The 12,962-nt window shown below is 34.5% G+C and carries 9 protein-coding genes and 2 pseudogenes; 6 read left to right on the forward strand and 5 right to left on the reverse strand.

What is annotated here, in order from left to right; all coding sequences use genetic code 11:
- Positions 1 to 10: 10 nt before the first annotated feature.
- Positions 11 to 1,498: a Ulp1 family isopeptidase gene (locus OPR29_RS01380; protein ID WP_265025323.1), complete on the reverse strand. Its 1,488-nt coding sequence runs from the start codon at positions 1,496 to 1,498 to the stop codon at positions 11 to 13.
- Positions 1,499 to 1,634: 136 nt separating this feature from the next.
- Between OPR29_RS01380 and serS the strand changes: the two genes are divergently transcribed.
- Positions 1,635 to 2,915 carry a serine--tRNA ligase gene (gene serS, locus OPR29_RS01385; RefSeq protein ID WP_264336778.1) on the forward strand — a complete coding sequence of 427 codons (1,281 nt, stop codon included), beginning with the start codon at positions 1,635 to 1,637 and terminating at the stop codon, positions 2,913 to 2,915.
- A 33-nt stretch (positions 2,916 to 2,948) separates the two neighbouring features.
- Positions 2,949 to 4,220, forward strand: a complete 1,272-nt coding sequence (gene purD, locus OPR29_RS01390) for a phosphoribosylamine--glycine ligase (RefSeq protein WP_213864009.1) — start codon at positions 2,949 to 2,951, stop codon at positions 4,218 to 4,220.
- Between the two features lie 229 nt (positions 4,221 to 4,449).
- Here the strand turns inward: purD and OPR29_RS01395 are convergent, their stop codons facing one another.
- A complete protein-coding gene (locus OPR29_RS01395) occupies positions 4,450 to 4,944 on the reverse strand; it encodes an RDD family protein (protein WP_264685579.1) in 495 nt (164 codons plus the stop codon).
- A gap of 134 nt (positions 4,945 to 5,078) precedes the next feature.
- Between OPR29_RS01395 and icd the strand changes: the two genes are divergently transcribed.
- From icd to nth, 3 genes are all read left to right on the forward strand, one after another.
- Positions 5,079 to 6,497: an isocitrate dehydrogenase gene (gene icd / locus OPR29_RS01400; protein ID WP_214303269.1), complete on the forward strand. Its 1,419-nt coding sequence runs from the start codon at positions 5,079 to 5,081 to the stop codon at positions 6,495 to 6,497.
- Positions 6,498 to 6,579: 82 nt separating this feature from the next.
- Positions 6,580 to 7,881 (forward strand): molecular chaperone DnaJ, encoded by a 1,302-nt coding sequence (locus tag OPR29_RS01405; protein ID WP_213864012.1) that lies wholly within the window; start codon positions 6,580 to 6,582, stop codon positions 7,879 to 7,881.
- 21 nt (positions 7,882 to 7,902) lie between these two features.
- Positions 7,903 to 8,541 (forward strand): endonuclease III, encoded by a 639-nt coding sequence (nth, locus tag OPR29_RS01410; RefSeq protein WP_007301977.1) that lies wholly within the window; start codon positions 7,903 to 7,905, stop codon positions 8,539 to 8,541.
- 141 nt (positions 8,542 to 8,682) lie between these two features.
- On the opposite strand, the pseudogene OPR29_RS06050 reads toward nth, so the two are convergent.
- Together OPR29_RS06050 and purH are read right to left on the reverse strand one after the other, a co-directional pair.
- Positions 8,683 to 9,568, reverse strand: a pseudogene (locus OPR29_RS06050) (IS5 family transposase).
- Between the two features lie 476 nt (positions 9,569 to 10,044).
- Positions 10,045 to 11,565 (reverse strand): bifunctional phosphoribosylaminoimidazolecarboxamide formyltransferase/IMP cyclohydrolase, encoded by a 1,521-nt coding sequence (gene purH, locus OPR29_RS01430; protein WP_007301976.1) that lies wholly within the window; start codon positions 11,563 to 11,565, stop codon positions 10,045 to 10,047.
- A 152-nt stretch (positions 11,566 to 11,717) separates the two neighbouring features.
- Between purH and OPR29_RS06055 the strand changes: the two are divergent.
- A pseudogene (locus OPR29_RS06055) lies at positions 11,718 to 11,801 on the forward strand (WPE palindromic element domain-containing protein); the annotation flags it as partial.
- Between the two features lie 46 nt (positions 11,802 to 11,847).
- On the opposite strand, the gene OPR29_RS01440 reads toward OPR29_RS06055, so the two are convergent.
- Complete coding sequence (locus OPR29_RS01440; protein ID WP_213863789.1) at positions 11,848 to 12,804, reverse strand: IS5 family transposase; 957 nt, start codon at positions 12,802 to 12,804, stop codon at positions 11,848 to 11,850.
- Positions 12,805 to 12,962: the final 158 nt, after the last annotated feature.

Genomic DNA, 12,962 nt, shown 5'->3' on the forward strand with positions numbered 1-12,962 from the left:
ATTTTATAGATTAATTACTTAAGCCCAAACGTCTTGCACACGTTGTAGTAACATTTTGAATAATCGAACTTATGGTAGATTGTGCCTCCTCTTTCTTACTATCTTCAGAAATGAGCTGCTGTATAGTATCATGTAAAATTCCACCTTCAGCAATGGATTCTTTCCACTCTTCATCCTCCATAAGTGCTTTTGCGAACTCTCTTCTTTTTTCTTGCAATTCTTCTGGCTTAGGCTTGTACTTTGATAACTCTCTGTCAATTTCATCAAATGATTTATCCTCGTTGAGCATTTCCGTAATCCTATGAGCATTTTCTAAAGCAAATACTCCACAATTACAGCCATCTTTTTGCTGATCAACCGCAGAACTCTTTATGCTATCATTTCCTATCTCTAAGGTTTCCTGCAATATGCCCACTATATAACTAGTATCAATTGGCTTACTAACTAATTTGTTTTTGTGTTTTCTTGCGCAATTTAATGTTTCTTGAACATCATCTTTTTTTTCCTTAAGGCTGACATTGTCTGGATTATTTTCTTTTTCCCTTATCAAATCTCCGATTTCATTGCCTAAAGGCTCCACACATTCCGCAGTAATCTCATTAGCAAGACTTATATCGTCTTTTACCTTTCCTTCAACCTCATTTGGTAATTTATTACCAAATGAGTCACAATAATAAGCTCTAAATTGTCTGTTACCATTACATGTGACTATCAGTGTTACCCAATGATTTCCTCCTAAATTAATAATCGAGGCAAAGATTTTTTTTGTGTTCCCTTGTTCTATTTTATACTCTTTCAGTTTTGAGTTTAAAGTACTCACATCACCAGGAATACAAAAAAGTATGTTGCCACTTGAATTTTCTGAATAGTTATATACAGCTCTTGCAATATGAGAAATATCATGTTCTTGTAGCCAGTAATAGTAATTTTCTCTATTTGTCTGATGCATAAGAGTTTGTAAATCTTCATGAAACTCCTTGCCACCCAAACCACTATCTCCTGAAGCATTAGAATTTCTACGACTATTTTTACTTGAGGCAGGTTCACTTCCTGGTACAATACCACTATCTGTAGATGGAGAATAGGAATTTCTACGTACCCTCTTATCCGAATCATTTGTTTGTCTTGATATAGTATCTAGTCCACTATCCAGTGATTTACTTCTTGTGAATTTTTGCTCTTTTGGACTCTTTTCTTCCTTTACAGTTCCTTTTCCATCAACATAATCTTTTACCAAGTAAAATAAAGGTTCAATAACCATCTTGTATGTTGCTGTAAGCACTATTCCCATTAAAATCCAAACTATAGGGTTGGAGATGAGCATAGCAAGTGGTAAGGTTAAGAGGAAAGATCCCATTATCAATCCCAAACAGCCAATGGTAAATGTAGTCGCCAAATATATACAAAAAGCGTAGACAGCAAATCTTCCACTAGCCTTAAGTTTAGTGAAGTGAGTACTCTCTTTAAATGTATTGTACTTTTCTCGGATGCCCAACATGTTATATTTTATGAATACTACGTTAACTAATTCTAGCAAATTATGAAGGTAAAATCAATATTAGCATTTATATGTAAAAATATTGAGCATTAAAAGCTTTTGAAGTACAGTAATGATGTTAGTAATAGCACAACATATGCATGATATAGAACATATACGCAAAAACCCTGAAGGATTTGAAAAAGCAATAAAAAGCAGAGGGGTGAAAGAATTTACTACAGAAGAAATATTAGAGATTGACCATAAAAAAAGATCACTGACTACTAAATTGCAAGCTTTAAATAAGCAACGCAATGAGATCACGGAAGAAATAAAGAGGCTTAAAATGAACAAAAGCTCCTGTGAAAATGAGGTAGAAGTGTCAAGAAACATAACAAATGAGATAGAAGCAATCAGCTTAAAAGAGCAAACGGAGAAAGATAACTTAATGAATATCTTATCTAACTTACCAAATATCTCTGCACAAAACGTGCCAATAGGTGAAGATGAGAGCTCTAACGTAGAAATCAGAAAATATGGAGAGAGAAGAAAATTTGATTTTACACCAAAATTTCATTATGAACTCGGAGAAAGGTTAGGCTTGATGGATTTTGAACAAGCAGCAAAAATTTCTGGATCAAGGTTTACAATATTAAAAGGACAGTTAGCTAAGCTTGGACGAGCATTAATAAATTTTATGCTGGAAACACATGTTAATGAATTTGCCTATACTGAGGTGTATCACCCAGCCCTGGTGAAAAACGAGGCGATGTATAACGTTGGTCAGCTACCAAAATTTTCTGATGACTCATATTTAACTACCGATAAATTAAGATTAATTCCCACAAGTGAAGTAGTTTTAACAAATTTAGTTGCTGACAAAATAATAGAAGAAAAAGAACTGCCTATTCGTTTTACTGCATATTCAGAATGTTTTCGTAAAGAAGCTGGCAGTGCAGGACGAGATACAAGAGGTATGATAAGGCAACACCAATTTGGTAAAGTGGAGTTGGTAAGCATCACAACTGAAGACCAGTCAAAAGACGAGCTTGAACGTATGACTAGTGTTGCCGAAGAGATATTAAAAAAACTAGAATTACCGTACAGAGTAATGCTACTTTGCAGTGGCGATATGGGTTTTGCTGCACAAAAGACTTATGACATAGAGGTATGGTTACCTGAGCAAAATAAATATAGAGAAATATCAAGCTGCTCAAATTGCGGTACGTTCCAGGCAAGAAGAATGAACACTAAATACTTCTTAGAAAATGACAGAAAAACAAAAAAATACGTTCACACTTTAAACGGCTCAGCTTTAGCCATAGGAAGAACAATTGTTGCCATAATGGAGAATTATCAAAATTCCGATGGGTCAGTTACAATACCAAACGTGTTGCAAAGATACATGAGTAATGATACTGTTATAAGCAAACAATAATTTTGACATATATAGAAAAGCGAGGAAATAAAGATGAAGGTTTTGGTTATAGGTTCTGGTGGGCGTGAGCATGCTTTACTTTGGGCTCTAAAGAAGTCTCCTATCTTGACTAAGTTATATGTTACTCCTGGTCGCCCGGCCATGGAGAATTTTGGAGTTCTTGTGAATATAAATATTCAAGATTCAGTGGATGTTACACAATTTTGCAAGAAAGAAAATATAGAGCTAGTAATTATTGGTCCAGAGCAACCGATAATTAATGGACTTGCTGATGATTTAACTGCGGAGGGGATAAACGTTTTTGCTCCAAGTCAAGCAGCTGCAAAACTTGAGGCATCAAAGTCTTTTACGAAGGAACTATGTAAACAATATGGTATACCGACCGCCAAGTATGAACGTTTTATTGATGAAAGGTTAGCTAAAAATTTTGTCCGTAGTAATAAAATAAAATTGCCGCTTGTAATTAAAGCAAATGGAATTGCAGCAGGGAAAGGTGTCATAATATGCCACACAGAAAATGAGGCTTTTTCAGCAATAGATTCAATGCTAGTGGAGAAAAATCTTGGTGAGTCAGGTGAAGAAATAATCATAGAAGAGTTTTTAATTGGAGAGGAAGTAAGTTTTTTTGCTCTTATTGATGGGTTGAAGGTAGTAACCCTTGGGTGTGCAAAAGATTACAAGAGAGTTGGTGAAAATAATGAGGGACAAAATACTGGAGGCATGGGGTCATACTCATCACCTTCGATTATAAGTAAGGAGATGGAGCAAAAAATTATCCAAAAAATAATATATCCTACAATTCAAGCACTGACTAACATGGGAACATCCTATAAAGGAGTACTCTTTGCTGGTTTAATGATTTGCAAAGATAGTCCAAAGCTTCTTGAGTATAATGTTAGGTTTGGGGATCCGGAAATACAATCTATGTTACCTAGACTTGATCCAAATTGTGATTTGCTAAAGTTGATGTTATCAGTTGCAGAAGGCAAGTTAAATACAAAAATGGTGGAGTTTAATCACAAAACTACAGTTTGTGTAGTCGTTGCAAGTAAAGGCTATCCTGGTGATTATCAAAAAGGAGAGGTAATTAAAGGATTGGATAAAATTGAAAACATTCCTGGAGTGCTAGTATTTCATGCTGGTACTAAGCTAGATGAAAATGGTAATTGGATTTCCGATGGCGGAAGGGTACTAAATATAGTAGGAGAAGGAAACACTGTGGAAGAAGCTAAAAGTAAAGTGTACTCAGCATTAAATTTTCTAGAATGGTCAGGTGGGTTCTTCAGGTATGATATTGGTAGTTAATTTAGCTCATGCAGAAACGAAAAAAGTCACTTTGCAAGCAGTAAACTAAAGAAAAACATGATATCTGTTCAGATTCATGTGAAACCAGTGCTTCTTTTCTTGTCATGAAAGTAGCTGACACTGGGATGACACCCTCTATTATGCAAATTACCTGCTAATTGCAATGTTCGTACAGATGTGGGTCACGCGCTGGAATAACACCCTTGGTGGTAACAACTAAAGAAAAACATCAACTAGGTTTATATTCTATTACTACTGTTTTTGCAATTTTGTCATTAAGGAACTGTTTATGCTTATCAAATGTTGCAAACAATATGATAATAATTGGTAAAATTATAAATAGACTAGAAATACTCAATATTGTATAAAAAATTATAAAATATAACACTCCAAAAGTTCCTGTTCTGATTATTGTTTGTGTTATAGTGATTTTTTCAAGTGTATTTTTGTCTTTTATATGCATACGAAGCAATAATTGTCCCGGAGTTCCGCCGAATTCTATTATCGTAAATGCATAAAATATTAATTCCAATATCAACCCTATTACTTGTATAGCTACTGCTTTATCTAAAATCATTTCAGTTACATTGAGTGATAGAGAATATGCTAAAGTAAATCCAATGATAAATCCGATAACAAACCCCATTCCCTGTACTAAAATATAATCGATTGCAAATGCAAAAATACGTCTTGTAATCCCTGCATAACTTATTTTAGTATCCATACACTTTCCATATTTTGCAATGCTATAACCAGTATAAAAGTTCATTATTAAATAACCGTAAATATGCTATTTTAGCAACATTGACCCACTTTATTATTTGAATTAACATTAAATCATTTACAGTTAAGGAAGTTATGTCAACATCAGTCACAGTTGCGTATGGTGATGGTATCGGACCAGAAATTATGGAAGCGGTGCTGTCGATATTGCGTGAAGCGAAAGCAGAGATCTCAATAGATATTATTGAAATAGGGGAGCGTGTTTATAGTAAGGAATGGTCTCATGGAATTTCTCCGAGTGGTTGGGAATCTATCGAAAGGACAAAGATATTACTCAAATCTCCAACAACAACCCCTCAAGGTAAAGGGCACAAAAGCTTAAACGTTGCACTCAGAAAGAACTTAGGGCTGTATGCAAACATTAGACCATGCATTTCGTATCACCCTGTTATAGAAAATAAATTCGATAAATTTGATGTTGTTGTAATACGCGAAAATGAAGAGGACGTTTACACCGGAATAGAGCATAGGCTCACTGGTGACTCGTACCAATGCACTAAAATTATTACTAGATCTGGCTCAGAAAAAATATGCAGGTATGCTTTTGAATATGCGAAAAAACATAACAGAAAGAAAGTAACTTGCCTGACTAAAGACAACATAATGAAAATGACTGACGGCGCTTTTCATGCAGCGTTTGATCGTATTGCAAAAGAATATCCGGATATAAAGGCGGAACATTATATAGTTGATATTGGAATGGCACGTGTTGCCACAGAACCCGAGAATTTCGATGTTATAGTAACTGAAAATCTATATGGCGACATATTATCAGACATAGTAGCACAAACCTCAGGTTCTGTAGGGCTTGCAGGAAGTAGCAATATAGGTAATGAATATGCAATGTTTGAAGCGGTTCACGGCTCTGCTCCTGATATTGCAGGAAAAAATATAGCTAATCCTTCTGGTCTTTTAAATGCCGCAGTACATATGTTGGTCTATATTGGTCAAGTGAGTACTGCAAAACTAATCTACGATGCATGGCTCAAGACTTTGGAAGATGGAGTACATACCGCTGATTTATATAAGAAGAAAAGGAGTAAGCAGAAAGTTGGTACCAAAGAATTTGCAAAAGCTGTTATAGATAATCTAGGGAAAAAACCCACAACGTTATCTGAGCTTATAATTAGCAGTGATTCGGATAGTAAAATAAATAAAGTACAAGACAATTACGAACAAGATTACAAAGTTAAAAAGCTAGTGGGTAGTGATATAACGCTTGCTTGGGACAAATCCAACAATTTTGATCAAATAGTTAGGTTATTTGAATCGAGTAATCTGAAAATGATAGCAATATACTCAAAAGGACTTGCAATTTGGCCAGGAGGCTCAAAGTCTTCAAGTGACCAAATAATCTGCAGGTTTATTGCAAATAATGAAATTACAAATAGTGATGTGAATAACTTGCTAATCAAATTTGAGGAACACAATTTTGATGTGGTGAGAATGGATAAGTTGTATTTGTATGATGGGAAAGAGGGTTTCTTCTCTTAGTGGTTGCTTGATATTTTTATGCTTGTGTGAAACATTAAATATATTATACTAATAGCATCGTGTATTTATGTGAGGTGTAGTAATGAGTCAACATTTTAAGTTAACTGGTCAGGAGTTTTATGATAGTAATGGTCTGTTTAACGTACTAGAGATAAAAGCTGAACAAATTGTAGGTAAAGATTATCAAGCTCTTAGCAAGTTTCTGAAAAAACAATATAATAAATTGATACTTGTAAACCATCCTGACAAAGGTGGAAACAAAAATAGATTTGATCAGATTTATAAAGCTTATCAAGAGCTAAAAAAGTACATTAAACCTTTGGAGTCAGGAAATCCTTGTGTTAAAGTCAGCGTTGATGCTGAAAGTAATGGACGTTTAACGGCAAGAGAGTTTCACTATAGGAGAAAGTTGTTTAACGAGCTAAAAATCAGTGAGGAAGAAGCTGTAGGTAAAGATTTTGATGGGTTGATTGCTATACTAAAAAGAAATGATTGTTCGTTTGGAGAAGACCTAAAAAGCTATAATGAACTTCAGGCTCAAATAGAGAGGATTTTGCTAAATCCAAATTTAGATAATTTTCAGAGGAGTGTACAAAGTGCAAAGTTAATGCAAGAGTTATATCAATATATAGCAAAGCCAAGCATACAATTATTCAATTATATTTCTCCTCTAAAGGAAAAAAAGAACCTAGTAGATGAGGATAAAAAAGAATTAGCGTTAAGATTTATAGAACGTAAAAATGCCTTACTATTTATTCGGACTCTTAGTGTTCTACCCTTAGGCCTGTTAACTACAGTTACTATAGGTTGCTATTTTTCATGGTGGATCATAGCATTTAACATCGCTATTAGTAGAGCCTCTGGTTTATTAGTGAATTATTATATGGAAAAGTATAAAAATTCAGAAATTTCTACTGATGAATTCATGAGTAAAATGAGCTATATCGAGCTAAGTAGTAAGCTTCTTATCAACTATCCTTTAGCTGCTTTTTCTGTTTATTTAGTTACAATAAATTTCATTGCTAATGGATTAACTGTTGGTGGAGCTGTACTTGGTCCACTATTGTTATTGGCAGTATTAATTGAAATGTTAGCTCCTGTTTTCTCAAAAGGCTGTGAAATATATGCTGACAAGCACACAAAAGATTTACTAGAAGAGGATCCAAGAGATAGAGTGCAAAAGGAGACTGATCTGTTAGGACGGTATGATCCACGAAGGCTATTAATGCCGATAATTATGCCTCTTGTTAGAAAGTGTTTTGCAGAAGTGGCAAGCAAATTTGCTGAGAGGAATTTTGATGAGGTAAAAACTGATATGTCTGATGTTAATACTGAAGGACTATCTAATCCTCAAGCAATTGAATTTGCACAGCAAACAGTATAGTATAAGCTTTTAGCTCTATGCATGGACTCAAAAAAAGTAGAATTAATATTTGAAAAATTTCAACAGTCAAATCCTGCGCCAAAAATAGAGCTAAATTATACCAATCATTTTACGTTATTAGTTGCAATAGTTCTGTCAGCGCGGACGACCGATATAAGTGTTAATAAAATTACAAAGGAGCTATTTAGTATCGCTGATACGCCAGAAAAGATGTTGAATCTTGGGCAAAGTGAGCTGAGAAAATGCATAAGCAGTATTGGTTTATATAATTCCAAAGCAAAAAATATAATCGGGCTCAGCAAAATATTGATTGAGAGGTACAATAGCAAAGTGCCTACTAATTTCGATGATTTGGTATCTTTACCAGGGGTTGGGAGAAAGAGCGCTAATGTGTTCTTAAATTCAGGGCTTGGTATTCCAACATTGGCAGTTGATACTCACGTTTTTAGAGTGAGCAATAGAGTTGGGCTTGTGAAAGAAAAAGATGTACTTAAAACAGAGCAGTCTCTTTTGAATGTAGTGCCAAAAAAATACCTACTTTATGCTCATCATTGGCTAGTTTTACACGGTAGATACATTTGCAAGGCACAAAAACCTTTGTGTGAAGCGTGCACAATTCATGATTTATGTGAGTTTGAATGCAAGAGGTATAAAGTCTAGCACAACACTTCGATATTTCTTACTTTTATCATCCAAGTAGCTGATCTCTATGATGGTGTCAACCGAGTAGCTTACACTGGGATGGCTTTGTTGCATCGCTTATCGGATAGTGGGTAAAGCATAAAAAATTCATGAAACTACCTAAAACTTAGCCATGCCAATATCAGTAAATTTATTGAGTAAGTAACATTTTATTAGCAACTCTTTTTCTCGATTTACTTCAGATCTATTTCTAAAACTAAACCCAAATATTTGCTTTAATCTTGAAAAAAATCCTTCAATATATGACCTTTTTCCATAAACTGCTTCCTTCTTCCACTCTTTCACACCGTCTTTACCACATAATCTAATGGCAGCATTCCTTTCAGCCATATAATCCAATTTTGTATGCTCCGCTGCACGATTTTTCGGTAAAATTTTGTCTTTATATCATATTTTTTGCACAATTTATAAAGCTTGATAGGCTCTGTCTGCATATAATGCTTTTATAGCATGCTGAAAGCTGAGCAAGTCGCAAGCACCATAATGGTCGGAGTAGGCACCATTGCTATATTGTGCAGCTATAGCTTTTTTACTATTTATACTCAATATTACGTGTAGCTTTCTTACCTGTTTATAACTGCGATACTTCGCTATTTTCCTTACTGTGACCAGGTGTATTATCTGATACTTGTACTGTCTATGGCAATTTCAATATCTTCCATATTGTTTTTATCAACTCTGCAATCATTGATCTTAATATTGAAACCTTCTTGAAGCCTGCGAATAGCTAATGACTGCTAACTACTTGCTGCAAATATCCTTTTATAAACCCTACCGTTTGTCTTAAGCCAATTCTAAAGAGACTAGCGACTATATGCACTAAAATCACAACTTTATTACTATAAATATAATTTCCACCTCGCATTTTGGGGCTATTTTCGTACCAATTTTCTATTGCCTCATTAATAAAATGAAAAATATTTCCTCTTTCTTGCAGAAATCTGTTATATCCATGGCAGTTACTGACTCTCATTTTTTGTGACATATTTTTCTTTCGTAGGTTAAATGCCTGTTTTATAGTGAATTTCGTCAGTAACTTCCAGTTCTTTTTATCTGAGCTATGCAACAAAGCCCACTGGAATCCAGTCTTTCTTACCAACAAAAACTTAGAATAACTTTTGTTCTTAAAAAATTTCTAGATTCCAGACTCATGTTTCAATGTTAAACAAGGTACAATAGAATTGAGTAGGGTAATTTCTAGGGAATTATTATATTCTAGAAAAAGTAAAATGTCATCCAGATAGGCTAATGTACAAGGTAAGCTGAATGTCTATAAGGAAAAACAGCAAGGCATTTTAGGATTTGCTATAAATCGCATCAGGAGCTCAAGAGTACAGTTTACAATTACAGATAGGTATAGTTGAGTTTAAAGTAACTACATAAATTTACTACAATTTTCATACCTATAAGCTGCTATGCAACAAAGCCCTGTGTGGGTATAATTTTGACAGGATACAAAGCTTAATGGAGAAAGTTACGAACATCAGTGAAAAACATGGCAATTTTATTCTCATTTGCAGCTGCTATCACGTCTTGATCTTTCAATGAGCCACCTGGCTGAATTATAGCTGTAATTCCATGCTTTGCACTTTCTACTATACTATCTGGAAATGGAAAAAATGCATCTGAAGCAAGCGCTGCGCCTTTACATTTTTCACCTGCTTTTTTTACTGCAATATTCACACTATCTATTCTGCTTGTTTGTCCTGCACCGATGCCAATAGCACAACCGTCTTTTGCTATCACTATTGCATTGGATTTTACATGTTTACATATTTTCCAAGCAAAAATAAGATCTTCCTTCTCTTTTTTTGTTGTAGTGCATTCTGTCACTCGGTTTATTTCTTCTACTTTTACTGTATGGTTATTATTTTCTTGCACTAAGAACCCGCCAACAACATTTTTGATTTGATATTTTGCATTTTGCTGAAGAGATTGATGAATAATCACTCTTAAATTTTTCTTTTTTTGTAAAATTTTTAGTGCCTCATTGTTTACCGATGGTGCTATCATCACTTCCAAAAATATCTCGTTTAATTTCTCTGCTAGCTTTAAATCTATCTCCCGATTGAAAGCAACTATTCCACCAAAACTGCTTATTTCATCACATGATAGAGCTTTTTCATATGCTTTTAAAGCACTATCACTAACAGCAGCGCCACATGGATTATTGTGCTTTATTATCACTGCTGCAGGTTCTTGAAACTCAGAAATTATGTTAAGTGCAGACTCTATGTCGACTATATTATTATAGCTCAACTCTTTTCCATGTATTTTCTCCAGTGGATACTTGCTAAATTGATTGCTATAAAATGCAGCTTTTTGATGAGGATTTTCACCATATCTGAGTCCTTGTGCTTTACATCCATATAAAGTAAAAAACTCTGGTAACTCATTGCTTTTACCCTGTGATAAAAACCAATTGTAAATATTAGAATCATACTGTGCAGTCAGAGCAAATGCTTTAGTTGCTAGATGTTTTCTATATTCTAATGTTGTCTGATTGTTATTTTTGATCATCTCAGCTTTCAGTGTTTCGTAATCTTGAATGCTAGAAATCACTGAAGTGAAATGAAAGTTTTTTGCTGTAGCTCTAATTAATGCTACTCCACCTATATCTATTTGTTCTATGATTTGCTTCTCACTTGAGTTGCTATTAACCGTTTTCCAAAATGGATATAAGTTAGTTATAAGCAGATCTATCGGCTTAATTTCTAGATTCTGCATTTCCTTTTCGTGCCTTTTTCGATCACAGAGTATTCCTCCATGAATTTTAGGATGTAAAGTTTTCACTCTGCCATCTAGTATTTCTGGAAATTGTGTGTAATCTGAAACTTCTTGCGTTTTTATTCCCGCACCTGATAGCACTTTATAAGTATTCCCTGTTGAGAGAATTTCTATTTGTTGCTGCATCAAAAACGATGCAAGTTCAATTATATTTGTCTTATCGTATACTGATATTAAAGCTCTTTTAATTTTCATATGGAAGGTTTCTTAAGATTATATCTAAGAAAAGAAAATTTGTCTATATATAGCTACTACGTCATACCACTGCGGTATCTCGTTGTAGATTCCGCTAACAAGCACATAGCTGTACGAACATTGTGATACAAGAGATCAAGAAAGATGTCATCCCAGTCCCCAGACACTGGGATCCAGAAAACTTCACTTTAAATGAGCACACCAGGTGGCTGTACAATAGAAACTGGATTCCAGTTGGCTTTGTTGCACAGCTCTTCGGATAGTGGGTAATGTATAATAAATTCATGAAGCTATATCAAACTTAGCCATGCCTATTTCAGTAAATTTGTTAAGCAAATAACACTTGAGTAGCAGTTCCTTCTCACGATTAATCTCAGATTTATTCCTAAAACTAAATCCAAATATTTGCTTCAGTCGCGAGAAAAAACTTTCTATATAAGATCTCTTCCAATAATTTATCTCTTTTTTCCACCTCTTCATACCATCTTCATCATATGACTTTATGAGCTTGATTGTAGAATTTCTCTCATTCATATAATCCAACTTTGGATGCTCTACTGCATTATTTTGCGGAGGAATCCTTGTCTTTATGTCAAGCTCATCGCACAGTTTGTATAACTTCTTTCGATTATATGCCCTATCTGCATATATCGTGCTTATGTTATACTTGGTATCCACTCTTTCAATAAGATCACAGGCTCCATAGTGGTCGGAATAAACTCCACTACTGTATTTTGCAGCTATAACTTTTTTACTACCTATCTCTAGCATTACATGTAGCTTTCTTGTTTGCTCATAGCGGCGATACTTTCTATCTGTACCATTTGCCTTACTATGGCCTGGAATATTATTGTAGATGCTGATACCTGTACTATCTATAGCAATTTCAATATCTTCCATATCGTTCTTATCAACTCTGCAGTCGTTGATTTTGATATTAAGCTTTTTAAACCTTCTTGAAGCCTGCGAATAGCTGATAATTTGCAAAATTTTCCCTATTTGCTCAAGATATTTCTCTATAAATCCCACTGTTTGCCTAAGACCAATCCTGAATAGATAGGTTATTATGTGAATTAGAATCACTACTTTGTCGCTGTAGACATTGTTGCCACCTGCTACTTTTGGACTATTTTCGTACCAATTTTCAATGGCATCGTTGATATAATGAAAAACATTTCCCCTTTCTTGAAGAAATTTGTTATATTCATTGCAGTTACTGACTTTCATTCTTATTGGCATATTTTTCCTTTGTCGGCTAAATATCTATTTTATAACAAATTCCATCAGTAACTGCCTGTTCTTTCCTTGAGTGGTGCAACAAAGCCCACTGGAATCCAGAAATTTTTTGAGAACAAAAGTTATGCTAAGTTTTTGTTGGTAAGAAAGGCTGGTGTCTG

The sequence above is a fragment of the Wolbachia endosymbiont (group B) of Pammene fasciana genome, assembly GCF_947251495.1.
In the GTDB taxonomy this organism is placed as follows: Bacteria; Pseudomonadota; Alphaproteobacteria; order Rickettsiales; family Anaplasmataceae; genus Wolbachia.

Bases quoted from the DNA above. Each gene is read 5' to 3' on its own strand.
- purH (WP_007301976.1), bottom strand. From the start codon at position 11,565: ATGAAAATTAAAAGAGCTTTAATATCAGTATACGATAAGACAAATATA.
- nth (WP_007301977.1), top strand. From the start codon at position 7,903: ATGGACTCAAAAAAAGTAGAATTAATATTTGAAAAATTTCAACAGTCA.
- OPR29_RS01405 (WP_213864012.1), top strand. From the start codon at position 6,580: ATGAGTCAACATTTTAAGTTAACTGGTCAGGAGTTTTATGATAGTAAT.
- purD (WP_213864009.1), top strand. From the start codon at position 2,949: ATGAAGGTTTTGGTTATAGGTTCTGGTGGGCGTGAGCATGCTTTACTT.
- icd (WP_214303269.1), top strand. From the start codon at position 5,079: ATGTCAACATCAGTCACAGTTGCGTATGGTGATGGTATCGGACCAGAA.
- OPR29_RS01395 (WP_264685579.1), bottom strand. From the start codon at position 4,944: ATGGATACTAAAATAAGTTATGCAGGGATTACAAGACGTATTTTTGCA.
- OPR29_RS01440 (WP_213863789.1), bottom strand. From the start codon at position 12,804: ATGCCAATAAGAATGAAAGTCAGTAACTGCAATGAATATAACAAATTT.
- OPR29_RS01380 (WP_265025323.1), bottom strand. From the start codon at position 1,498: ATGTTGGGCATCCGAGAAAAGTACAATACATTTAAAGAGAGTACTCAC.
- serS (WP_264336778.1), top strand. From the start codon at position 1,635: ATGCATGATATAGAACATATACGCAAAAACCCTGAAGGATTTGAAAAA.